Below are 22567 nucleotides of genomic sequence, written 5' to 3'. Positions count from 1 at the left end.
CGCCAGAACGCGAGTTCGCGGCGGCCTCAAAAATGAAACCGCCGCGCAAGTCATTGATAGGGCTGCGCCTCGCGCGAACGCCGCCCGGATTTGAAGTCGCCGGAGCTTACTTGAGCTCGACTGTTGCGCCGGCTTCTTCGAACTTCTTCTTGAGCTCTTCGGCTTCTGCCTTGGAAGCGCCTTCCTTGACAGCTTTCGGAGCGCTTTCGACGAGCTCCTTGGCTTCTTTCAGGCCCAGTGCAGGCTGAACTTCGCGGACGAGTTTGATCACGTTGATCTTCTTGTCGCCAGCGCCGGTCAGAACAACGTCGAACTCGGTTTTTTCTTCTGCAGCAGCAGCGCCGCCCGCATCACCCGCAGCGGCTGCAACAGCAACCGGAGCAGCGGCGGAAACGCCCCATTTGTCTTCGAGCAGTTTTGCCAGCTCAGCCGCTTCGAGAACGGTGAGGGCGGAGAGGTCTTCGACAATCTTTTCGAGATCTGCCATGTTTCTAATTCCTATATATGGTTCGGTGTTTGTAGTCTTTAAAGTGCGAAAACGGGTAGCTTATGCGGCATCCTTGGAGCCGTAGGCCGCCACCACACGAGCGAGCTGTCCAGCCGGAGCCTGAACGACGCCTGCAACTTTCGTTGCCGGTGCCTGCAGGAGGCCAACAAGCTTGCCACGAAGCTGGTCGAGAGAAGGCAGTTTCGCGAGGCTTTCGACGCCCTTGGCATCGAGAACCTGATCGCCCATCACCGCGCCGATGATTACGAGTTTGTCGTTTTCCTTGGCAAACTCGTCAGTGGCTTTCGCCGCCGACACCGGATCGGGAGAGTAGGCAATCGCCACAGGACCCGAGAAGAGTTCCTGGGCAGCATCGCCGCCTTGTCCGTCTAGAGCGATTTTCGCCAGACGGTTCTTGACCACCTTAAGCTGTGCGCCATCCTTGCGGAGCATGCCGCGCAGCTTGGTCATTTCCGCAACAGTAAGACCGGTATAGTGCGCCACGACGACAGCACCGGACTCGCCGAAAACCCCTTTGAGGGTTTCGAGAGCCACTGTTTTTCCAGCTTTATCCATAGCGGGTCTCCAGTTTGAGGCGCCCGGACCATCCGGCCGCCCTGGTAATCGCCTTCTGGCCTTGCGGCCGTCCAGCGCCTGCCCAGGGATTGGCCTGCCCGGTTGTTTAACTCAGGGCGCTAACCCCTTGTATCCGAACCGATTATACGCCTCACCCCGTCTGCATAGGTGACAGAAGACTGTCTTTATCCCTCCCGAAAGAGGGGCCTATGGTCTAGGACAGGAAAACGGGAGGTCCCCGATGCATATCAGAGAACTCCCGTCAAGAGCGGGTTGTTAACGCTTCTTGTGGAAACCCGCAACCCCCCATTGTGATAAAAAGTCAAGGGCGGGGCAGAAAGCCTGCTGAGGCTTGCGGGGCCGGTCCGGTGAGTGGCCGCCAGCCCGGCAGCGACCGGGTCCGGATTGCTGCAATTCCTTCACCACGAATCACCCGCCCGCGCAATCGTGCCCGGCCTCTCCGACGAAGTTTCTACTCCCGCCCTCAATCAAATCAACCTCTTGTAAAAAATTCCGGCAATCTCATCCCCCTCCTCTCAGGCTGGGCGATGCTGCAACGCATGGAAACGCATCCCGACCCCTTCCCCACGCCTGCCGAGCCGGAGCGGCTTGAAGCTCTCGCGCTGGACATTATCGCGACCATGGCCACGGCGCTGACCGAACTCGCCGGGCGCGGCCTCGCGCTGGCCCGGCGCGGCATGCGGGATCTCCCTTTCGTCGAAGACCTGCTGCGCCGCGTGATCTATCTCATGGCCCTGCGGCTCGATGTGCCGGCCCCGGCGCCATCACCCGCCGCCCCGTCACAGCGCCGCGACACGCCAACACCGTCTTCCGATGCGCCCCGCGCACCTTCGACGCCCCGCTTCCGCCTGATCGAACCGGAACAGGACCGCGATCCGCGCCCCCTGCTCGCCCCGGCCGATTGCCCGCGCATCACGCTGATGGACAGCGCGGCCCGGCCCTTCATTCCTGATGAACCCACCCCCGCTGCGCCGCGCCCAAGACCAGGACCCGGACTTGAAGACCGCTACCTCCGCCGCACCCTGGCGCTTGCCGACGCCGTGGCCAATCTCGATGCCTATGCCATGCGAATGGCCCGGTGGATCGTCCGGCAGGCATCGGAGAATGCAAAACGCCTCAGCCCGCTCGCCATCGCCCCGGCGCCCGAACATGCCAAGATCGCAAAGACCCAGCCCGCCGTGCCAGTCCTGTCCGATCTCTACCTCCTCGTCCTGATGGCGCTCGGCCCCGACACGAGCTGACGCAAGCAGCCATCGCCAGCCCTCCCGAAACGCCCCGGCTCCGCCGGCGGCGACACCCCTGCTGCTGCCCCCAAGATCAGCCCCCCCGTGTGCAAGTGTCGCGTTCGCATGTCGGGACAAGAGCGCTATAGGCCCGCTCCATGCCTGCCCTGTTCAGACATCTGCGCCTGTTCGCCCTGCTGCTCCTCGTGGCAGGTCTCGGCGTGCGCGGCGCGGTCCCGGCAGGTTACATGGTCGATACGGCTGAGAATGGCGGCATCATCATCCGCATCTGCGGCGATGGGGCAGGCTCGCTGATGCGGCTCGACCCCGAGGCCGGCACGCTTGAAAAGCTGCCGGACGATTTCGACCCGCACGCCCCGGCCGACACCGATGCCTCCGACACCTCGACCTGCCCCTTTGCACTGACAGCAGCCTTTGATCTGCCGCACACGCCGCCCGCCCTGCCGGCCCCGGCAGAGTTCGGCCTGCCCCGGCTCGGCGCCAGCCTCTATGTCCTGCCGCTCACCCAGCGGCCCATCGACACCCGCCTGCCTGCGCGCGGGCCGCCCCTCTCCGCCTGATCTGACTTTTCCCGAATTTCAATCAGACACCGCCTGACCGCTTCGGCAGGCGAAGAGGACTTCCACATGAAACGCATTCTTTCCGCTGGCACGGCGCTGATCGCCCTTGCCACCTGCCCCCTGCTCGCCGCCGCCGAGACGCCTGATCCTGCCCTGCAGGACGTGATCATCGTCACCGGCCACCGCACCACCACCGCCACGGACGCGGCACTTCTCCCCGAGGCTGCCCCGATGGACGGCATGGACATCACCCGCCTGATCGCCCGCACCCCCGGCGCAGCCCGCATCGGCAATGGCGAAATGTCCGGCCAGATGCAGTATCGCGGCCTGTTCGGCCCGCGCCTCAACCTGCGCATCGACGGCCACAGCTTTGCCTCCGGCGGCCCGAATTTGATGGACCCGGCGCTGCACTACGCCCCCACACCCCTCGTCGCGGCGGTCCATATTGATCGCGGCATCAGCCCGGTCTCCGAAGGCCCCGGCATCGGCGGCGGCGCGGACGCCGTCTTCAAGAAGACCGATTATGCCAATTCGTCTGAGGCCACGCTCGGATATGATCTGACGATTGGTGGCCGGACCGTGAATGACAGCCTCTCCACCGGCGGCATCATCGGCGCCTCGACCGATACATGGCGAGCAAACTTGCTCGGCGCCTATGAAGAGGGCGGCGATACGGCGTACAAGGACGGCACGATTGGGGGCTCGGAATTCCAGCGCAGCATCCAGGGCCTCTCCACGGGCCTGCGCACCGATCTTGGCGAGTTCAGCCTCGACTGGCGGCGCCACAATACCGGCTTTTCCGGCAACCCGCCCTTCGGCATGGACATCCGCTTTGTCGACACGGACGTCGTGAAAGCGAGCTATGAGAAAAGCTTCGGCGATGTGCTCATTGAAGCTTCCGCCAGCTATACCGACGCCGCGCATGGCATGAACACGTATGATTTGCGCCCCGCCATGATGCGGCGCGAGGCCCTCGCCTATGCCATCACCCGCAAGGCCGACATCTCCGCCACCTTCCCCGCCTTTGGCGGCAGCCTCCAGCTTGGCGCGGACACGGCGGAAGAAGACCACAACATCCATGTGGTCGAGCCGGAAAATCTCGACAATTACATCTATTCCCTGCCGGACATCGTGATCGACCGCTACGGCGCCTTCGCCGAATGGACCGGCACGCTCGGCGCATTCAATGCCGAGCTTGGCCTGCGCGTGGATGAATATGACGGCAAAGGCGGCACGGCCACTTTTGGCGAAGATGCGTCAATGGGCCAGAAAATGCTGGCCGCCAGCTACAATGCCTCGGATCGCAGGGCGGACGCCACCACGGTCGATGCGGCCGCCCGGCTCTGGCGTCCGATCACGGATGATCTCACCTGGCGTGTCACACTGGCCCGCAAGTCTCGCGCGCCCTTCTATCTCGAATGGTTCCAGTGGCTGCCATCCGGCTCCAGCGCAGGCCTTGCCGACGGCAACATCTATCTCGGCGACCCGTCACTCGACCCGGAAGTCGCCCTGATCGCCGAGACCGGCTTCGACTATGTTACCGAAAACGCCTATATCCGGCCCACGGTCTATATCCGCCAGATCGACGACTTCATTCAGGGCACGCCCTTTGATGACACGCCGGGCGTGGCCGACTCACTGGAAGAGATGATGGCCAGCATGCATGGCAGCTCCGCCGCCCTGCTGCGGTTCACGAATGTCGACGCGCGTCTGATCGGCTTTGACCTTGATGCGGGCATGAATCTGCCCGGACCGTTGCGCGCAGATGCCGTCCTCTCCTATGTGCGCGGCGAGCGGCGCGACCTCGACGAGGATCTCTACCGCATGGCCCCGCCCAGCCTCACCGCCGGCCTGACCTGGGAAGGGCAGGACTGGTCCGCCACGTTCGAGACCCGCGCGGTCGCCGAACAGGACAAGGTCTCGCAAACGCTTCAGGAAGCCGGGACACCGGGCCATGTCACGCTCAGCCTGTATGGCGACTGGCAGGTAAATGACGGCGTGCGCCTGTCGGCAGGTGTCGAGAACCTCCTCGACCAAATCACCCGCGACCACCTCTCCGGCTACAACCGCAACGCCTATGGCGATGTCGCCATCGGCACCCGCCTGCCCGGTTCTGGTCGCGGCGCGTTTGTCCGCCTATCCCTCGTGGGCTGACGATACAAGCTGTCATCCCGGAATACCCAAAGGGCGTATCCGGGATCGACTCCAAGCCCGCGCTCGTGCTTCGACTTCGCTCAGCATGAGCGCTTCGAAAATGCGGAAACAAAGTGCGGACTCATCCTGAGCGGGGCCTGCCCGGTGAAATCCGGGGTCGAAGGATGAGGAGGCCGGCATGAAAAAAAGCCCGGCGCATCTCTGCGCCGGGCTTCAATTTGTTCTCTCTCTGAAATCCGGTGCCGGATTTAAGCCGTCTGGTTGGCCTCGGACGTGTCGATCGTGACGCCGGCGCCCATGGTGGACGACAGGGTGATCTTGCGCACGAACTGGCCTTTGGCGCCCGATGGGCGAGCCTTGGTCAGGGCATCAAGGAAGGCTTTGACATTGGTTTCGATGTCGCCTTCGGTGAAGCTGGCCTTGCCGATACCGGCATGGATGAGACCGGCCTTTTCGACGCGGAACTCGACCGAGCCGGACTTCGCGTCCTTGACGGCCTGTGCCACGTTTGGCGTGACCGTGCCGACTTTCGGGTTCGGCATCAGGCCGCGGGGGCCGAGCACCTTACCGAGACGACCGACAACGGCCATCATGTCTGGCGATGCGATGACGCGGTCGAAGTCCATGAAGCCGCCCTGGATTTTTTCCATCAGGTCTTCGGCGCCGACGAAATCGGCTCCGGCTTCCTTGGCTTCGTCAGCCTTGGCATCCTTTGCGAACACGGCGACGCGAACGTCCTTGCCGGTGCCCGACGGAAGGTTGACCACACCGCGGACCATCTGGTCTGCATATTTCGGGTCAACGCCGAGGTTCACGGCGATCTCGACGGTTTCGTCGAATTTCGCTTTCGCGTTCGACTTCACCAGCGCGACAGCTTCGGTGATCGTGTAGGCCTTGTCGGCATCCACGGTTTCCGCGATTGCGCGGGTACGCTTTCCTGGTTTCGCCATGATGCTTACTCCGTCACTTCGATGCCCATTGCGCGGGCGGACCCGGCAATGATTTTCGAGGCTGCGTCGAGGTCGTTTGCGTTCAGGTCTTCCATCTTCATTTCCGCGATCTCGCGAACCTGAGCCATGGTGACCTTGCCGACCGTCTCATAGCCCGGCTTGTTGGCGCCGGAAGCGGGCTTCTTGCCGAGCTTCAGCTTGGCAGCCTTCTTCAGCAGCACAGTGGCCGGCGGAGACTTGGTGATGAACGTGAACGATTTGTCCTGATAATAGGAAATCACGACCGGGGTCGGAAGACCGGGTTCCATGCCCTGGGTCTTGGCGTTGAACGCCTTACAGAATTCCATGATGTTGATTCCGCGCTGACCGAGCGCCGGGCCGACTGGCGGCGACGGGTTGGCTTGGCCGGCAGGAATCTGGAGCTTGAGATGCCCCAGGAGTTTCTTAGCCATATTGTCCTCTCGAACGTTTCAGATGGGGCGGTGGTCTTTCGATCCGCCCGGTTACTTTGGAGGTTCGTGGTCTGGCCGGGCTAACGGCCTCCCACGGAAGTGGGGCGTATGGCTGAAAGTGCGGGGAATTGCAACTCCCCAGCTGAATCGCCGGGCCACAGCCTGCGCGGCTAATCCTGCGCAATCTTCTTCTTCATCATCACGTCGGTCTGCTCATCGTCCCCCAGGCGGAAACTGTGGCGGCCGAAGGGCTCGAACCCCTGATGCTCGTAAAAGGCGATGGCCCTCTGATTATGCTCCCAGACGCCCAGCCAGACCCAGTCCACACCGGCCTCCCGCGCCGCCTCCAGCGCCGTGGCCATCAGGCACTTTCCGATGCCCCTGCCCTGAAAGGCGCGGGTCGCATAGATGCGTTCGATTTCCATCGCGTTTTCGAGGTCATGCTCGGTCTGGGCAGGCCCGGTATTCAGCTTCAGATATCCCGCAATTTCGGGGCCGGTCCGGGCAAAATAAAAGCGGGAATGGGTATTCTCATACTCTGCCCTGACCCTGTCCATATCGAAGGCGACGGACGTATAGGCGGAAACGTCCTGCGGAGCGTTCTGGCTTGAAAACGTGTCGAGGAAAGTGGCCTCGGCCAGATCCCGCAATACCGGCAGGTCTTCGGGCCCAACCGGGCAAATTCTCATCAGGTCAGTCATGCTGAAGGGCTGCCAGATCACCGGCAGAGTTCAAGTCTTTTTTCCTGCCGGCGTGGCAAACAACAGCCGGCAGGTCGCGCCAATGCGCACGCGGCCATCGGCCTGAACGAAGGGCGCAATCGCGGCGGCATGGGCTGCGTTCACTGCCTCCTCGCCCGAGGCGTCCATGGCCTTCGCCGCCACACCGGAGGCGCCGATCCCGCGCACGGCCAGCGCTTCGCTTTCATATTCCCACGGGCTGGACACATCCACGACCTCCAGCGGCGTCAGCCCGGCCTCGGCGGCGAATGCCCGCAGCCTGGCCTCGTCCGACAGCGCAAACGGTCCGGGTGCGCCCGGTGGCGGGGGCGGCAGGAGCGGTTTTAGCGCGCCCACAATGGCGGCCGCCTCCATGCCCTCCGGCTCGCCCCAGGTCATGATGACCACAATGCCCGAAGGCGCCGTCACGCGCCGCGCTTCGGCCAGCGCTGCGCCGGGATTTCCGGCATATTGGAAAGAGTTGAAGCCGACGACCACATCGAAGCTGTCATCCCCGAATGGCAGGTCTTCCAGGTCGCCCGTCTGGAAAGCGCCCTGCGGGACACGGTCTCGGGCAATCTGGAGCAGCGAGTCCGAGGCATCGATCCCCGTCACCTGCGCGCCGCGATCCGCCGCCAGCGCCGCAGCCATGCCGGATCCGCACCCGGCATCAAGGTAGCGCGTGCTCGACCCGACCGCCGCACGATCCAGCGCGGCAAGGTATCCGGCGCGGAATCCACCCTCCTGCAAATCGGCCCAGTCACGCGAGCGCAGGCCCCACAACCGGCCATTTGTGCCGGCCGTCCTTGGCGTGTTGGTTGCTGTCACCTGTCCCCCCGTTCCTGCGCAGCGCGACGCGCTTTTGCTCCCCGGTCAGGACATCACGAATGACGGAGTAATCCCACCCCCATAACCAAAAAGGCCGCCCCCTTTCGGAGACGGCCAATCTGGTCCTACTGGAAAGTCCTTGCGGACTATTCAGCAGTGATCGTGTCAACGGCGGTCTTGCCGCTGCGCTGGTCAACGGCGGTCGTGAAGGAAACCTTCTGACCTTCGGACAGCATGCGCATGCCGGCGCGCTCAAGCGCGGTAGCGTGGACGAACACGTCGGTGCCGCCATCGTCAGGCTGGATGAAGCCGAAGCCTTTTTGGTCGTTGTAGAATTTTACGGTGCCACTTGTCATGAAACACTCCTGATTAATTTGCGGTCCTGCAACATGCCGGTCCGCGGGAACACGAATTTTGTAAGGGAGGTCTCTGAAAGGAGCTGCAGGGCAAGGCCCTTACGCTCAATGCCTGATCGTCCGGCGAAAAGTCGAAAAACGTATATGCCCCCTTTTTCCGGCTTCCGCAAGGGCGTGTGCACAGGCTGGGCAGTCAGAGGCAGCAAAAAGCCCGGCGGCACGGGGCAACCGGGCTCTCGGAAATTCAGCAGCGACCGCCTACATCAGGGCATAGCCCTTGGCATTGATGTAGCGTTTGAGCTCATCGGCCCGGCGCAGCGGGTCCGGATGGGTGGACATGAATTCAGCCGGGCGCTGGCCCTGAGACTGCGCCGCCATCAACTCCCACAGGCGCACGGATTCACGCGCATCATAGCCGGCATTGTGCATGTAATCGACGCCGAGCTTGTCGGCTTCCAGCTCATGGCGGCGGCTATAGGGCAGGATCACGCCGAATTGCATCGCCGCGCCGCCAAGGGCGCCAATGGCAGTGCCATACTTGCTCAGCTCTTCCGACTGCGCGACCGCGATCTGGCCCGCCATCAGGCCAACCTGCGCCGCAGTCGAGACCGACAGGCGCTCCGCAGCGTGGCGGCCGACCACATGGCCGGTCTCATGGCCCAGCACGGAGGAGAGCTGGTCGTCATTCTCGGTCAGTTCGGTGATGCCGCGATAGATGCCGACCCGATTGCCGGGCATGACAAAGGCATTGACGTCATCGGTGTCGAACACGGCGACATCCCAGTTTGCATTCGGGTCGATATGCCCGGCCTTGGCCGCGCCTGCCGAGGTCCGCTCCCATACGTTCAGCACCTGGTTTTTCAGGCGGGTATTGGACACAACCGGAGTCTGGGACTTCATGTCGGTCCAGGCCGTCGCAGCCATGCTCGCCACCTGGGCTTCATCGAACAGGATCAGCTGGCTGGCCCCGGTCGCCGGATTGGTGGTGCAGCTGGAGATAAAGGGAAACACGGTGCCGGCGGCAATGCCTGTGATCAGCGCGCGGCGTGACAGGCGCACCTGCGGCGCTCCGGCCAGAACTTCACTATCGAATTCGACTAGATCGGCCATCTCAAATCTCCCTATCGCCTCTGGGACGAGGGTAACCCTGCCCAATCAAAAAGCAATCGCACCCCTGCACGATTGGTTCCCAGATTGGACGATCCCGGCTGAATTGGCCCTGAACGGCCCGTTGCCTAGGCGTCCTCGTCGATCGTGTCGCCGGCCAGGATCGCGGCCTGCTGGACCCAGCCTTCGCGCACGATCCGGCCGGAAAAATTCAGCTCATGATCGACCCAGGTAATGTTCTCCGGCGACCATGCGGCGATCTGGTCATAATGCCAGATGCCCATGGCGTTCAGCACTTCCTGGATCTTGGGGCCGATGCCGCCAATCACGGTCAGGTCGTCCGGCGCATTGGCCACCGGCTTGTCGAGCGCCATCGGCTGGACGCCTGCCGGTTCATCGTCAGCTTCGGCCTCTGCCTGCGTGTCGTCCTCGGTCTCGTCTGCATCCGCTTCGGTCAGATCGGTTTCTTCGTCTGCCTCTGATGCGTCCGCGGCATCAGTCAGTTCCAGCGCCGCCAGGATGGCCTGGCTGGCCTCCTCCGCGCTGACCAGATCGGTCTCGCGGGACTCTTCGGACTCCTCCGCCTCGTCCGCATAGTCCTCCGCGAGTTCGTCCTCGACCGGCGTCAGCTCCGCGTCATGGCTCTCCTCTTCCGGCTCTGTGGGCTGGGGATCGGCGAACCGGTCCATAATCTCGAAAGGCGGCACATCCGGCTCGGCGTCGGGGTCGGCGGCCAGCTCGACGGGCGCTTCGATAACCGGCGCGTCCTCGACAGGCTCTTCGGCCTCTGAAAAGTCGTCTGCGGCAGGTTCATCTTCGCTCAGCTGGGCTTCGGCCTCGGCGAGTTCGGTCTCCGGCTCAGGCTCGATTTCGGGCTCAATGTCGGCTTCGGGCTGAATGTCTGTTTCCGGCAGGTCGGCCAGTGGCATCGGCTCGGCCACAATCTCCGCGACAGGCTCCGACGCGGCAGTCTCTTCCGCCTCAGCCTCAGCGCCCTCTTCGGCTGCATCCTGATCGCCTTCAAAATAGGCGAGGCGCCCTTCCAGGAAGCGGTTGCGCCAGCGCAGGCGTGCCAGTTCCTCTTCTGCGTCGCCATTACCCTTGCGCCCGCTCGGCGCAGGCGCCGGGGCTTTCGCCTTGGCGAGTTCGTTTTCCAGCGCCTCGACGCGCTGTTTCAGGAAATTCTTTTGCCATTCGGCCTTCGCCGCATCGGATTCGCTGGCCACTGCAGCAGCGGCCATGACCGGCGCGGCCTCGCCTGTCGGAGCGCTTGCCGCGGCCTCGCCGCCTTCGCCCACGAGCGCTTCCAGATGGCGCACACGGCTTTCCAGATGACGATTGCGCCAGACCAGGGCCGGGTTCGGATCGGTCGCCCCACCGACGGAGGCCAGCGTGCCACCCGCGGCCACTCCGGCGGCCCCTGCCGCTTTCGCGCCGCTTACCAGCGCCTCGTCAGCCTTTGCCTTCAGCGCGTCCAGCTCGCTCTTGGCACGGGCCAGTTCATCGGTCAGGCGCTGCATCTTGACGGTCTGTTCGGCCTGCGCTTCGCGGGCATTCGTATTGCCCACAGGCTGGCCCCGCTGGGCCGCATACAGGCTTTCAATCTCTTCCTTGGCTTGTTCCAGCTCGGTCTGGGTGACATCGCGCTCGACCACGGCCCGGCGCATCCGGCCGACCAGCAACATGCCCCGAATGGACCAGCCGAGCAGCAAGCCGAATACGGCGACCCCTATCAGCGCCGCCCACATATGTGCCAATAGCCACGCCATCATTCGCTCCGTTCTCGAACCTTGAACCCAATCCGGCGATTCTTCGCCCGACCGTCTTCGGTGTCATTACTCTGCACCGCCTCGTCGGGACCATACCCAATTACAGTCAGCCGCGAAGGAGAAAATCCGGCAGACACCATATAATCCCGCACCGCCCGCGCCCGTGCCTCGCTGAGCGCAATGTTTGCCTCCCGCGCCCCCGTGGCGTCGGTATGGCCGCTTACTTCGAACACCAGATCCGACGCACACCGCTGCGAAACGGTCATCACCTTGTCCAGCGTCTGGCCGCTTTCGCGGGTGATATTGGCAAGGCCAGTCTCGAAATTCACCTTGTTGGTCTCCATCACCGCGTCGAAAGCGCTCTGGCAGGCCGCCACCGGGTCTGCGTCAAAGTCGATGCCGCGAATCTCGTCCACGTCCACCTGAACCGTATCGGTGAAGACTGTGACAGGATAAGGGCCGCTCACGGTCGCGAGGTCCTGCTGGAGATAGGCGATGGTGGAACCCGACGCCTCCCCCTCGAAACTGAGGCCGGTCTCCTCCGGATCAAACGCCATTTCACCCGACTGGAAATGCGCAAAATGCGGCAGGCCCACGCGGACCCCTTCCAGCCAGCCCGGATGCGGATCGCCGGCCACCTGCATCTCGTCCCGCACGGTGCGGGCATAGTATTGTCTGGCGATGGCGAGGATTTCCGCGCGCTCGGCCTCGGTCGCCACCTTGCCGGACAGGACCAGTTCGCCCTCGCCATGCACCGCGCTCCACAAGGCCGGCCCGCGCAGGAAAGGCTCGCCCCGGAACGGCGCCGTGACATTGGCGACATCGGCCGAAATCCGCGCCCGTGTGGCCGTGTCCATCGAAATACCGCGCAGGCGCACAGTCTTGTCCTGCAGGCGCACTTCGCCTGAATCGAGTTCCGCCAGGCGTTCAAGCGCCAGCCGGGCCATGCCCTGCCAGTTCGCGGCGGGCGCCCCATTGGCAAGCTGCATGCGGTCCTCGACGGCCGCATCACCCGCATGGGAGGCCGCTTCGCCCATCAGGTCGGCACGAATGGTCCGCGAGGGCACATGGCCGATCAGGATATAGTCGCCGGAATGGGTCTTGATGGCGCGCCAGACATAGGGCGAGACAGGCGGCGCCGTACCGACCCCGCTCTGCACCATCGTCACGCCGCCGAGAAGCACCCCGCCAGCCCCGCTGGAGGTCAACACGGTCTCGGCCGCCGCATCGATCGCATCAATGGATGGTGCCTTGCCGGTCAGCTCGGCGCGCTGGCCGTGCATCCGCACACCCGCCCAGTCAAACCCCTGTTCGGTGAGCGCCGCATTGGCGTTGGCTTGCAGCCGCGCTTGGAGGTTTACAGGCGTGTTGGCCGACTGGTACACGGCCCACCAGCCCGTGCAGACCAATCCCAGCAAGGCTACAAATCCGAAAAGGTAGTCGAGCAGTCTCATAGAGGCCCCACGACCTCCTCCATTGCTAATCCCCTGATAATCAGGGATGCCCTATTCAGCATGTCCTCGCAAGACTTACCCCGCACAGCCAGAGACGCCGAAATTTCCGCATGACCCGCCCCTTAGAGACGATCAGCAGCGCATCAAACCCTCTCATCAAGTCCTTGAAAAGTCTTGAAAGAAAGAAAGGCCGCGCCGAAACCGGCCTGTTTCTCGCAGAAGGCGCACGCCTGATCGGCCAGGGGCTTGCAAACGGTTGGAAGGCGGACTCCCTGATTGTCGCCGCCAGCATGGCAGATCGGCCACACCTCGCGGAATTGATCCGGCAGGCCGAGGCCTCCGGCGCGCGGGTCGTGCTGGCCGCCGACAAGCTGATGTCGCGCATCACCCACAAGGACAATGCCCAGAGCGTGGTCGCCGCCTTCCACCAGCGCCACCTCGGTCTCGATGCCCTGCCGCAGGACGGCAATGGCCTGTTCGTCGCCCTCTATGAAGTGCGCGATCCCGGCAATCTGGGCACGATCCTGCGGACGGCCGACTGCGCTGGCATTTCCGGCGTCATCCTGGTCGAAACCTGCTGTGATCCTTACAGTTTCGAGGCGGTGCGTGCCTCCATGGGCTCGATCTTCGACATGCCGTTCGCGACCGCCTCGTTCGACCCGTTCAATGCTTGGCGCAAAGGCCTCGGCCTGACCATGAGCGCGGCGTCGGTCAACGGCACGGCCCGCCATGACCGCACCGATTTCACCTCCGGCTCGGTCCTCATCATGGGCAATGAACAATCCGGCCTGCCGCCCGAAACCGAAGCCGCCTGCGACCAGCTCTGCCTTATCCCGATGCGCGGCGGCGCCGACAGCCTCAACCTCGCCCAGGCCACAGCCATCATGACCTATGAGGCATGGCGCCAGAGGGATTACACATGAAGACCGAAACCCGCCTCCTGATTGCCGATGACTGGGATGATTACGCCCTGCTCGACAGTGGCCACCTCCAGAAGCTCGAACGCTTCGGCAGCCAGACCGTGATCCGCCCGGACCCGCAGGCCTTCTGGGAACCGGCCCGCCCCGTCGAGAGCTGGCGCGCCGATGCACGGTTTTCCACCAAGTCGCAGGATGATGACGGCGCCGGCAATTGGGACGTGCTCTCCCCCAAGGCGCTCGACAGCTGGCCGATGCAATGGAACGGCCTGACTTTCGAGGCCCGCCGCACCGCCTTTCGGCATATGGGCGTGTTCCAGGAGCATTCGGTCCATTGGCGCTTCGCGCAGGAGAAGATCCGCGCGGCTGGTCGGCCGATCAGGGCACTGAACCTGTTCGGCTATACCGGCATGATGTCACTCGCCTGCGCAGCCGCGGGCGCCGAAGTGGTCCATCTGGACGCGAGCCCGAAATCGAACAATTATGGCAAGGACAACCAGGCCATGAGCGGCCTGCAGGACCGTCCGATCCGCTGGATCGCCGATGATGCGATGAAGTTCACGGCGCGCGAAATCCGCCGCGGCAATACCTATGACGCGATCATTCTCGACCCGCCAAAATTCGGACGCGGCCCGAAGAACGAGACCTGGCGCTTTGAAGAGAACCTTCCCGAATTGCTGGATGTGGTGAAAGAGCTGCTCAGCGACCGGCCGCTCTTCGTGATCCTGACGGCCTATGCCGTGCGCCTGTCCTATCTCGCACTCTCGCAGGCGCTGGCCGACCGGCTCTCCCCGCTCGGCGGCGTGATGGAGACCGGCGAGATGGCCCTGCCCCAGCAAGGCGCGGACCGCCTGTTGCCGACGGCCATCTATGCGCGTTGGCACGCGGGCGCCTGACCCCTGACAGGACCTGAACTCACCGGGCCCCAACCCCTGATTTCAAAACATTTTCCCCAAAAGAAAACGGCGGCTCCGAAGAGCCGCCGTTCCTGTTTCTGGTAAGGCGTTCGACTTAGAAGTCGAGCGTCGCACCGAAGAAGACGTAACGACCGAAGGCGTCATACACCTGCGGGTAGGTGTTACCGTTACCCGGTGCCGTACCAACGATGGAGGAGAGCGGTGGCTCTTCGTCCGTGATGTTGTTGATACCTGCGCGCAGGGTGATCGTGTCGTTTGCCATCCAGTTGCCCGAGAGATCCAGATAGTTCTGGGCGTCGAGGGTTTCGTTGATGGCAGCGAACGAGCCGCTGAGGGCCGCTTGAGACGAGGTTTGCGCAACGCTCACCTCATCATAGTAGCGCCACGTACCCGTCACGCTGACGGCACCGCTTGGAGCCGACCAGGTCAAGGAAGCCTTGTGGCGATATTCCGGGTTGGAAGCACCACAGCTGGAACCGTAGAGGCCTACGCAGTCGTAGATCTCATCGGCGCCGGACGTTGGCAGTGGCTTCGTTTCCAGGCTTTCGAGCCACGTTGCGACGTAATCGAAGTCCAGGCCGCCGCGGGCGTCCAGATCGATTGCGTAGCTGGCCAGAAGGTCAACACCGGAGGTCGAGAGAGACCCCGTGTTGATGTTCGTGGCGGTGATGTAGCCCGTGTTGGAAGCCCAGAGCGTGCCGCCTGCACCGCGATTGATCAGCGAGCAGAAGAACTCGCTGCCAGTCTCAGCACACTGAGACACGGTCAGGGTTTCTGGAACCGTACCAACCAGGTCTTCAACGGAGATGTCGAAGTAGTCGAGCGAAACCGTCAGGCCAGGAATGGCCGAAGGGGTCGCAACGAAACCAACCGTATAAGTATCGGAGGATTCTGGCTCGAGGTTCGGGTTACCGCCCTGAAGCGTGTTGAACTGACCAGCCGGGTTGTCGACGATCGAGCCGTACTGACCTGGCAGAACACCTGTGTTGGCACACTGGGCTTCGGTATAGGTCGGGTTGGCACCCGCACATGGGTCATAAAGACCGTTGTCGCCCTGAGACAGGTCGAACAAGGTCAGGCCCTGAGCAGCAAACAGTTCGAAGATGTTCGCAGCACGAACAGCCCGCTGATAGGAGGCGCGGAAACGAATGTCTTCAACCGGAGCATATTCCACCCCGATCTTGTAGGCGTCCGAAGACACGGCATCATAGTTCGACCGGCGATAAGCCAGGTCAACACCGAGAGACTCGATACCTTCATAGCCTTCGATCAGAGGTGCGTTGACCTCAGCGAAGTAGTCATAGACTTCCTGTGAACCGGCAATCGGGTTCGTGGGTCCGCCTTGACCAGCGCCATCTCCGGAGATGAAGTTCGGGTCCGGACGGGAATTCAGGGAATCCCGACGGTATTCAGCACCGAACGCAACCTTGATGCCCTCTTCGGCCATTGGCGACACTATGCCATAGTCCGCGAGGTCAGCGTAGGTCTTGGCCGTAACAACCGTCTGTTTCACGTCACCATCCCGGAAGAGTGGGTTGACGATGTAGTTCAGAGCAGCGTCGCTTGGGCCTGCACCGGAGAAGATGTCATAAGGTGCACAAGCGGCATCATCATTGTTTGGATCGTCGTCGACGTTGATCGCACAGACCGGATCGCCAGTGACAGGGTCTGCAACCGCATAAAGCGCGGCAGACATCTTCTTGATGGAGAGGTCGTTGTTGTAGACTTCCGAGCGGTGCACATTGGCGTACACAGCTGAGACATCATAGCCCCAAGGCGTATCGCCCAGAGTACCCTGAATACCAATCACGCCGCGATAGGTGGTGTGACGGATATCGTTGTTCCGGCTACCGCCTTCGACGTTACGGCGAAGGAAGTACAAACCGTTGGTTTCGGCTTCCGCATCGAAGAGTCCGACGATGTCGTCACCGCCTGCCCCACGTGCAGTACAGACGAAATCAACCTGCTGAGCGGACAGGAACGGGTTATCACAGTTGATACCGCCATTCTCGCCAGCCACACCGTAACCGAACACACCGGACGGTGCGATCTGGGAATTGGTGCGGTTGTCCATGAACATCATTTCGGCATACGCATTCACGTATTCGTTGATGTCATAATTGGCAAACGTGCCAAAGGAATAGCGCTCGTTCGGACGCTGATAGTGGTTGTACGGGTTGTAGTTGAACGTATCAGGAACCGTACCATCTCGTGCCTGGAAGGTGTCCGTCGTAGGATCAACACGCGCACCTGAGCCGGTTGGCAGCAGGCCATCGAGATCCAGAATGTTTGTGAACTGGTTGGTCGAGGAACCCGCACAAGTGAAGTCCTCACCACCATTGGTGGTCGACAGGGCGCACTGCGAGTAGTCGCGGTTGGCCTGAAGGATTTGCTTCGTGTTGGTGTAGGACAGGAAGCCGGAAACATGGCCGCGGCCATTGTCGAGCTTGCCGCCGAACGCAGCGGTCAGATCGACCGTCTCACCATCCGCGGTGGAGCCATCTGGGACCTGATACTGGGATGGGTTGTCTGCTGCAAAGCCGGACAGGATGTCCTGGATGTAGCTGTTGGAATTGTCGTGCTGGTAGAAGGAGTAGTTACCTTCCAGGCGAACGCCTTCAAACTCGGTGTCGAGCACAAAGTTCACAACACCAGCCACAGCGTCCGAACCGTAGGTCGCGGATGCACCACCAGTCAGGATGTCAACTTTCTTCACGAGTGCGGAAGGAATGAAGTTGATGTCCGGAGCCGCCGTGTTCAGCGAGCCGTAAGGCAGACGACGGCCGTTAAGCAGCGTCAGCGTGCGGGTTGCGCCAAGACCACGCAGGTCAACAGACGACGTACCAGTTGCACCGTTGGCGAGGTTGGACCCCTGCGCGCCGAATGCTTGCGGCAGCGAGTTGATCATGTCTTCCGCACGGACCACACCGCGCACGTCGAAGTCGGCGGAGCCGAGGGACGTGACCGGGCTGGTTTCAACCAGATTGCCGCTTTGCGGGATCAGCGAGCCCGTGACGACGATGGTCTGTTGCACGGAAGCTTCTTCGTCCCCGCCCGCCTCTGTTACAGCAATTACGTCTTCGTCCGCGTCCTGTGCGTACGCTGGCATTGCCGCAGCTGCAGCAAGTGCAGCGCCGGCAAATACCGACGACGCCAATAGGCGCTTCTTCAAGTTAAGTTCGCTCACCTGAACCTCCGAATAGGATTGTCAAAAAAGGTGTCCGCTAGGCACGGACAAACCTGGCCCCCTAGACCAAGTCTTACCCTGCAGTAAGGATGGCGCATTCATTATAGTCAATCGGAGGCAGCGGCACCGGAAAGCAAAATGACGCTGGTGTGACAGAATCGCATCACCTTTTTGGCCCATTTGGGGCAAGATTGTCCTATTTACCCCCAAGAAATCCGAAAAACCACCTAAACGGGGTTTAGCGCCTTGCTATCTCCTGCCCATTTTTTGGGCAAATTTCAGGCCATTGGCGATGGGCCCCGCCCGGTTCTCCCCTCCTGCGACCTGTAGCAGTCAGACCAGCATGAAGCTGACAATGATCAGGATGGCAGCGAGACTCACAAGCACCAAAAAGCTGGTGACGAGCACGATGAAAGTCCGCAATGCCGCCATGAACCGGCCGGTCCCGTACGTCACGCGCAATTGCCGATAGATATAGGCGACAACAAGAATATTCCCGATCAGGACCAACCATCCGATGCTGGCCGGGTTGATCGCGGCAATCACCAGCATCACCGTCATCATGAGGTAGATATAGGTCTGCACATGCAGCGCCGTGACCACATGGTCATAGATGTAGCGGCTGCGGTGCCACGCATAGAGAAGGGTCAGGACCAGGGCCAGGATCGGCATGAACATCAGACTGAACCGGGGCGCCCACTCCCGCATCCGGGCCCCGTACCGGTCCTGGTTCTCGTACACGGTCGCAGCGTGGTCGGCTGTGCGCCAGGCCTGTTCTCGTTCAGCCGGCGTCGCCTCTTCACTGAGGCGCGAGGTGACTTCCTCATACAGGGCATCCCGGTTGATCCGGCCATCTTCCTGCAGAATACGCCGGAGCGAGATGCCCCCCTCGGCCTGGGCAAGCTCCATCGTCGCGGCCTGCTGCTCTTCCGCGCTGAGATCCGGATCTTCGGTCCGTTCCCGCAAGGTCTCAAGCCGGTCCTCGGTAATGACCGGGATCGGCTCCTCCCCTTCCGCCAGGGACTCGACCCCATCCTCGACAAGACCGTCAATCTTGAGGGCGGAGTACCACCCCATCTGCTCTCCGAGCGTGAACAGGGTCAGGAAGAAGATCACCGATGCCATCAGGAACATGCGGAACGGCGGCACATAGCGTGCGCGCTTTCCATTCAGATAGTTACGAGTCATCCGGCCGGGCCGGAACAGCAGCATCGGCAGGGATCGCCACAACCGGCCATCCAGCGCGAACACGTCCGCCAGGCTGCTCATGACGAGGTCCCAGATCGGGCGATGGAAGTCAGACGCGAGCTGGCCGCAAGTGGTACAGAACCGGTCCTCGACGACCGTCTCGCAATTGGCGCAGGGTTCGCCCGACTTTACCGGATGATGGTCCCCGGTCGACAGGCCACTGGCCGAACCAAGGCCTGCCGCTTCCATTTCATGTTCCATCTCGAGACCCCCGTCTTCTTGCCCCTATTCAGCGTCCAGCCCCTGCCGACACAGGAAGCGGGAGCGGTGCTGGTCCTTGGCATTCTCTTCCCAGCCGGTAATGGCCGGATCAACCATGTTCTTGGTCACCTGGAACCACATCGGCGTGATCGGATATTCCTCCAGCATCAGCGCTTCGGCCTCCGCGAACGTCTCCGCCCGCTTCTGAAGGTCCAGCTGCTGGTTCGATTGCTTCAGCAGCGCATCATATTCGGGATTGGAATAATCGCCATAATTTTGCTGGCCGGTATTGGATTCGAGCAGGTAGAGAAAATTGATCGGATCATCGAAATCGGCCACCCAGGCCGCATCCGCGGCGACAAAGTTGCCGGTCCGAAGACGCGAATACAGAACCTTGGTGTCCTGTTTCACGATGGTTGGATTTACCCACGGGGCAATATCACTCCAATTGGACTGGGCGACCGGCGCGACCTTCGGATTGTCATCCGTCGAGCGGTGGATGAATTCGAAATCGAGCGGATTGTCCGGCCCGAACCCGGCCTCTTGCAACAGGCGGCGCGCTTCGGCCAGACGCTCTTCACGCGGCATGTCCTTCCACGACATCGAAGGCCGCTCGACATCGTAATTGTCGATGCCCGGCGGCACGAAGGAATAGGCCGGCAGATAGCCCTGGGTCAGCACGTTGCGAACCATGAATTCCCGGTCGAGCGCCATCGCCAGCGCCTTGCGCACCCGGGCATCGTCGAAGGGGGCAACGGTCGTGTTGAAGGTCCAATAGGTCGAGATCAGGGACGGCGTCGTGCGCAGCCAGCCGGGAAATTTCGAATCCAGTTCGGTATAGCGCGAGCCGTCAAAGGCATTGTTGATATCCAGTTCGCCGGCAGCGATCTTGTTCTCAACCGCTGTCAGGTCTTCCAGTTCGAGATACACGACCCGGTCGAAACACGCTTCTGGCGCGCCGAACCCGGTCGGGTTCTTGTCGGCCACCAATTGGTCGCCGGTGCGCCAGTAGACCAGTTTGTACGGCCCGTTCACCACAATGTTCTCGGGCTGGATCCAGGCATCGCCATGCGCTTCGATGGCCCAGCGCGGCAGCGGATAAGTCGTGTAATGGCTGAGCAGGCCCAGCAGGTAGGGCGCGGGATACTCCAGCGTGATCTCAAGCGTCTTGTCATCAACCGCTTTCACGCCCAGCTCTTCCGGCGGCAGTTCCTGCTCGCTAACCTTTTGTGCATTCTTGATCAACCAGAGAAGCGATGCGTATTGCGATGCGGTTTCCGGCTGCTGGATACGGCGCAGGCTGTAGACAAAGTCTCCGGCTGTGACGGGCGTCCCGTCGGACCAGACATGATCGCCCAGCGTGAAAGTCCAGATGAGGCCGTCTTCGCTCACATCATAGCTCTCCGCCATGCCGAGTTGCGGGCGCCCATCCGGGCCGTCCGTGGTCAGGCCGATGATCATGTCGCCGATGATGATGTTTTCCCACTGGGCGGATGATTTGTTCGGGTCCAGAGTGTCCACCTTGGCCGAAATGCCCCGGCGAAGCGTCGGCACATCGGATGCCCCGGAATCCCCTCCACCTCCACACGCGGCCAGGGTCAGGGCAAGCGCAGCGGCCAGGCCGGTGCTCATCAAGGCGGTCAACTTCATGGGTTTTGTGTCTCCAATGTCTTTTCGGCTCTCGCACGATTTGCAACAGTGCTGCCAGACCATTACGGTTTTGCAAAGCCTTCCTGCTGGAAGTCGCACATGAGGTAACAGGAATGACCCGAATTTGGTGCATTGCAGGGATGGTTTTTGCGCTCGGCGCAACAGCCACTGCACAAGACGTTTCAACAGACGACGTTTATGCCTGCACATCTGTCGCCGAAGATGCTGATCGCCTTGCCTGTTATGACGCAGCCGTTGGTCGTCTTCAGGAGGCCGAAGCGGCCGGCGACGTCACCACCGTGACCCGCAAGGAAGTCGAGCAGGTGCGGCAGGATTCCTTCGGCTTCTCCATCCCCTCCCTGCCCTCGCTGATGATCGGCAAGTCCGACGATAACAGCCTCACGGAAGTGGTCCTTCCCGTAAAAGCCGTTCGCGGCGCGCGCGGCAATCTCGTCATCACGCTGGAGAACGGGCAAGTCTGGCGACAGATCGATTCCAAGCCCCTGCGAAACAATGATCAGACCGAAGCCCAGATCTATGAAGCAGCCCTGGGCAGCTTCAAGATGAAGCTCGATGGCGGCATCGCGTTCCGGGTCGAACGGGTCAAATAGCGGCGGGACCCCCTGCCGCAAACTTCGGCGCATCCTGCCCGGAGCCCTCGCAAGTGAGGCCCGGCACAGCCTATTCCGGCGTCGCGCCTTGCCAGATCGATGAAACCTTTCACAGGCTGGGGCGTAGTCCCGACTGACCATTGAAAGGGGATCGCGTATCCGGACGAAGATCAGCGCCCACAGAAATACCCGCTGGCTGAAGCGCTTTCGCCCTCCGGTCCTGTTCGCACTGGCCGGGGCGGCGCTGGTCTTCGCTGCGCCTTATCTTCATCGCTACATTCCCGACACCGTCATCGCAGCCCCGCAAGTCGAGCAGGTCGCGGAAATCGGCTCCGGCGTGCTGTTCATTGTCGCCTTCGGCTGGCTGGTCGGCACGATTGTCGATGCGCTGCTGAAGCGCCGGCTGGCTGGCCTTCATCTCGATGCAGAGGACAATCTGGAGGCGCGCAAATCCGCCACGCGGCTCGATGTGGTGCGACGTATCTGGATCGTCCTGGCCGGAATTGTCACGCTCGCCGCCGCGCTCACCGTCATTCCCGGCGTGAAACAGATCGGGGTCAGCCTTTTCGCCTCCGCAGGTATCGCGGGCATCGCCCTCGGTCTGGCCGCGCGGCCCGTGCTGAGCAACCTCATCGCGGGCCTGCAGATCGCCTTTACCCAGCCAATCCGGCTGGATGACGCCGTCGTGGTCGAAGGTGAATGGGGCTGGATCGAGGAAATTGGTCTCTTCTATGTTGTCATCAAGATCTGGGACTGGCGGCGCCTCGTCGTGCCCCTCTCCTATTTCATCGAGACACCTTTCCAGAACTGGACACGCAAGAGCGCTTCCATCATCGGCAGCGTCTACTGGACGGTCGACTATCACGCGCCAATTGCAGCGATGCGCGAGAAACTGGAAGAGATCTGCAAGTCTACCCCGCTCTGGAACGGCGAGGTAGTGAATTTGCAGGTAACCGAAGCGGCGGGCAATTCCGTGACGGTGCGCGGGCTCGCTTCCGCCAGCACATCGCCAAAGGCCTGGGACCTTCGCTGTCTGATCCGTGAGCAGATGATCGAATGGCTACAGGCCGAGCATCCCGAAGCGCTGCCGCGCCTGCGCGCCGATACCGCGGTGAATTTACCAGAAGACTTTGGTGGCTTCACGCCCCAGCAGGGATAA

General features: G+C 62.0%; 20 protein-coding genes. 7 read left to right on the top strand and 13 right to left on the bottom strand.

What is annotated here, in order from left to right; genetic code table 11:
• Nucleotides 1–106: 106 nt before the first annotated feature.
• Together rplL and rplJ are read right to left on the bottom strand one after the other, a co-directional pair.
• Nucleotides 107–487, bottom strand: a complete 381-nt coding sequence (rplL, locus tag V7660_RS14170) for a 50S ribosomal protein L7/L12 (RefSeq protein WP_335603707.1) — start codon at nucleotides 485–487, stop codon at nucleotides 107–109.
• A 60-nt stretch (nucleotides 488–547) separates the two neighbouring features.
• A complete protein-coding gene (gene rplJ, locus V7660_RS14165; RefSeq protein ID WP_335603706.1) occupies nucleotides 548–1063 on the bottom strand; it encodes a 50S ribosomal protein L10 in 516 nt (171 codons plus the stop codon).
• A 548-nt stretch (nucleotides 1064–1611) separates the two neighbouring features.
• On the opposite strand from rplJ, the gene V7660_RS14160 reads away from it, so the two are divergent.
• The 3 genes from V7660_RS14160 to V7660_RS14150 all read left to right on the top strand — a co-directional run bounded on the left by V7660_RS14160 (nucleotide 1612) and on the right by V7660_RS14150 (nucleotide 5042).
• Nucleotides 1612–2325 (top strand): hypothetical protein, encoded by a 714-nt coding sequence (locus V7660_RS14160; RefSeq protein ID WP_335603705.1) that lies wholly within the window; start codon nucleotides 1612–1614, stop codon nucleotides 2323–2325.
• A gap of 140 nt (nucleotides 2326–2465) precedes the next feature.
• Nucleotides 2466–2888 (top strand): hypothetical protein, encoded by a 423-nt coding sequence (locus V7660_RS14155; RefSeq protein WP_335603704.1) that lies wholly within the window; start codon nucleotides 2466–2468, stop codon nucleotides 2886–2888.
• A gap of 66 nt (nucleotides 2889–2954) precedes the next feature.
• The gene (locus V7660_RS14150) at nucleotides 2955–5042 is read left to right on the top strand and encodes a TonB-dependent receptor plug domain-containing protein (RefSeq protein WP_335603703.1); all 2088 of its coding nucleotides are present in this window, start codon (nucleotides 2955–2957) and stop codon (nucleotides 5040–5042) included.
• 248 nt (nucleotides 5043–5290) lie between these two features.
• Here V7660_RS14150 and rplA read toward each other — a convergent pair whose 3' ends face one another.
• The 8 genes from rplA to V7660_RS14110 form a co-directional block, all read right to left on the bottom strand.
• Complete coding sequence (rplA, locus tag V7660_RS14145; RefSeq protein WP_335603702.1) at nucleotides 5291–5992, bottom strand: 50S ribosomal protein L1; 702 nt, start codon at nucleotides 5990–5992, stop codon at nucleotides 5291–5293.
• A gap of 5 nt (nucleotides 5993–5997) precedes the next feature.
• Nucleotides 5998–6444 carry a 50S ribosomal protein L11 gene (gene rplK / locus V7660_RS14140; RefSeq protein ID WP_335603701.1) on the bottom strand — a complete coding sequence of 149 codons (447 nt, stop codon included), beginning with the start codon at nucleotides 6442–6444 and terminating at the stop codon, nucleotides 5998–6000.
• 170 nt (nucleotides 6445–6614) lie between these two features.
• Nucleotides 6615–7145, bottom strand: coding sequence for a GNAT family N-acetyltransferase (locus V7660_RS14135; RefSeq protein ID WP_335603700.1), 531 nt, complete (start codon nucleotides 7143–7145; stop codon nucleotides 6615–6617).
• A 30-nt stretch (nucleotides 7146–7175) separates the two neighbouring features.
• The gene (locus tag V7660_RS14130; RefSeq protein ID WP_335603699.1) at nucleotides 7176–7991 is read right to left on the bottom strand and encodes a class I SAM-dependent methyltransferase; all 816 of its coding nucleotides are present in this window, start codon (nucleotides 7989–7991) and stop codon (nucleotides 7176–7178) included.
• 146 nt (nucleotides 7992–8137) lie between these two features.
• On the bottom strand, nucleotides 8138–8347 hold the full coding sequence (locus tag V7660_RS14125; RefSeq protein WP_335603698.1) for a cold-shock protein: 210 nt from the start codon (nucleotides 8345–8347) through the stop codon (nucleotides 8138–8140).
• 258 nt (nucleotides 8348–8605) lie between these two features.
• Entirely contained in the window at nucleotides 8606–9457 is an 852-nt protein-coding gene (locus V7660_RS14120) for a M48 family metallopeptidase (protein ID WP_335603697.1), read from the bottom strand.
• Between the two features lie 125 nt (nucleotides 9458–9582).
• The gene (locus tag V7660_RS14115; protein WP_335603696.1) at nucleotides 9583–11223 is read right to left on the bottom strand and encodes a hypothetical protein; all 1641 of its coding nucleotides are present in this window, start codon (nucleotides 11221–11223) and stop codon (nucleotides 9583–9585) included.
• Complete coding sequence (locus V7660_RS14110) at nucleotides 11223–12677, bottom strand: OmpA family protein (RefSeq protein WP_335603695.1); 1455 nt, start codon at nucleotides 12675–12677, stop codon at nucleotides 11223–11225. The genes V7660_RS14115 and V7660_RS14110 overlap by 1 nt, the downstream gene beginning before the upstream one ends.
• Nucleotides 12678–12787: 110 nt before the next feature.
• On the opposite strand from V7660_RS14110, the gene V7660_RS14105 reads away from it, so the two are divergent.
• A complete protein-coding gene (locus V7660_RS14105; protein WP_335603694.1) occupies nucleotides 12788–13600 on the top strand; it encodes a TrmH family RNA methyltransferase in 813 nt (270 codons plus the stop codon).
• Nucleotides 13597–14490: a class I SAM-dependent methyltransferase gene (locus V7660_RS14100; protein WP_335603693.1), complete on the top strand. Its 894-nt coding sequence runs from the start codon at nucleotides 13597–13599 to the stop codon at nucleotides 14488–14490. Before V7660_RS14105 ends, V7660_RS14100 begins: the two co-directional genes overlap by 4 nt.
• A 115-nt stretch (nucleotides 14491–14605) precedes the next feature.
• On the opposite strand, the gene V7660_RS14095 is transcribed toward V7660_RS14100, so the two are convergent.
• The 3 genes from V7660_RS14095 to V7660_RS14085 form a co-directional block, all read right to left on the bottom strand.
• On the bottom strand, nucleotides 14606–17698 hold the full coding sequence (locus V7660_RS14095; RefSeq protein WP_335603692.1) for a TonB-dependent receptor domain-containing protein: 3093 nt from the start codon (nucleotides 17696–17698) through the stop codon (nucleotides 14606–14608).
• A gap of 333 nt (nucleotides 17699–18031) precedes the next feature.
• Nucleotides 18032–19147, bottom strand: coding sequence for a DUF3667 domain-containing protein (locus V7660_RS14090; RefSeq protein ID WP_335603691.1), 1116 nt, complete (start codon nucleotides 19145–19147; stop codon nucleotides 18032–18034).
• A gap of 24 nt (nucleotides 19148–19171) precedes the next feature.
• Entirely contained in the window at nucleotides 19172–20797 is a 1626-nt protein-coding gene (locus V7660_RS14085) for a peptide ABC transporter substrate-binding protein (RefSeq protein ID WP_335603690.1), read from the bottom strand.
• Nucleotides 20798–20910: 113 nt separating this feature from the next.
• On the opposite strand from V7660_RS14085, the gene V7660_RS14080 reads away from it, so the two are divergent.
• Nucleotides 20911–21408, top strand: a complete 498-nt coding sequence (locus V7660_RS14080; RefSeq protein WP_335603689.1) for a hypothetical protein — start codon at nucleotides 20911–20913, stop codon at nucleotides 21406–21408.
• Nucleotides 21409–21745: 337 nt separating this feature from the next.
• Entirely contained in the window at nucleotides 21746–22567 is an 822-nt protein-coding gene (locus V7660_RS14075; RefSeq protein WP_335603688.1) for a mechanosensitive ion channel family protein, read from the top strand.

This window comes from Hyphomonas sp., from assembly GCF_036964145.1.
In the GTDB taxonomy this organism is placed as follows: Bacteria; Pseudomonadota; Alphaproteobacteria; order Caulobacterales; family Hyphomonadaceae; genus Hyphomonas.
This window is presented reverse-complemented; position numbering and strand designations above follow the sequence as displayed.